The organism is Streptomyces sp. NPDC002130 (assembly GCF_040296465.1).
Lineage (GTDB): Bacteria > Actinomycetota > Actinomycetes > Streptomycetales > Streptomycetaceae > Streptomyces.
Genome location: NZ_JBEOXI010000978.1, coordinates 1 through 1258 on the forward strand (window position 1 = coordinate 1; position 1258 = coordinate 1258).

2 protein-coding genes are annotated in these 1258 nt (G+C 58.7%); one reads left to right on the forward strand and one right to left on the reverse strand.

Annotated features, from left to right (window positions below; genetic code table 11):
• On the forward strand, positions 1-340 hold a 340-nt coding region (locus tag ABT116_RS47580; RefSeq protein WP_351647654.1), incomplete at its 5' end, for an aspartate/glutamate racemase family protein.
• Here the strand turns inward: ABT116_RS47580 and ABT116_RS47585 are convergent.
• The coding region (locus ABT116_RS47585) for an MFS transporter (protein ID WP_351647657.1) at positions 307-1258 on the reverse strand (952 nt) is incomplete at its 5' end. The two genes, ABT116_RS47580 and ABT116_RS47585, sit on opposite strands and share 34 nt — an antisense overlap.

Consider the following 1258-nt stretch of genomic DNA (forward strand, 5'->3'; position numbering starts at 1 on the left):
ACAGCCCATCAGTGCCAGGACCATCGCCAGGTCGACCTGCGAGATTCCGGTTCTCGCACTCGATCGCGATCCCGATGCACGAAAGGTGATCCTGGAAGCCTGTTTCGACGCCTTGGAAAGAGACGGCTCGGATGTCCTCGTTCTGGGGTGCGCCGGGATGGCGGACCTGTGCCAGGATCTGTCCGACGAACTGGGGGTGCCGGTAGTCGACGGTGTTGCCGCTGCCGTCACCATGGTTCAATCCTTGATCACGCTAGGATTGTCGACCAGTACGCGCGGTGAGTTCGCGCGGCCCCTACCCAAGAACTACACCGGAACTTTGGCACCGTTTTCTTTGTGAACCCGCCCGAGCGACAATCGAGCGCCGATCATTGCCAGGGCCAGAGCGGCGAACAAGACGCCGGCCCAAACCAATTGACGTGTTCCGAGGTGTGTGAGAAACAAACCACCTGTCGCTGTTCCGAGCGTGATCCCCAGATTGGAGAACGAAATGAACAGGCTGTTACCGAATTCGGGTGCATCGACCGAATCTCGCCCCATCCAACTCTGGGAAATGACCAGTCCACCGGAATGCACCACGCCCCACACCAACACGGCAACAGTCATCGCAGCGAAGTACGGACCCACCAGATAGATCACCACGTACACGAGTATGTACAGCAACGGAAACGCCACGACTGTTCGCACCACACTCTTGCCGAGCAGGGCCCCGAAGACGAAGTTTCCGAAGATCATCACGACACCGAATGCCAAGAGCATCGCACTGATCCACGATCCGCTCATACCCGTCACCTCGCCGAGATATTCGGCGAAGTATCCGTACACCGAGAACATCGCCGCAAAAACGAACGTGACGGAAAGAATGGTCAACCACACGCCGGGTCGGCGAAGTATCCCGACCTGCGCACCGTACGACACACGTTGTGCGACCGGGGCCGAGGGCAGAAGTACCAGAATTCCGACAAACGCGAGCGCATTGACCACGGCACCGAAAACGAATGCCGTCGAAACCGACAAGTTCTCGGCCAGATACGACGTCAACGGCACACCGAAGGCAAAACCGACCGTGACACCGGCGAATACCTTCGTCACAGCAGAAGTGGCCTCCTCCGGTGGCACCAGACGAACCGCACTCGCCAACGCGACCGCGAAGAAGACCGGATGAACGACGGCGGGAATGATCCGGAAAGCGAACATCACCTCGAAACTCGATGTACTCGCGTACACCACGTTCGAGACCGCAAAGACTGCAATCGCC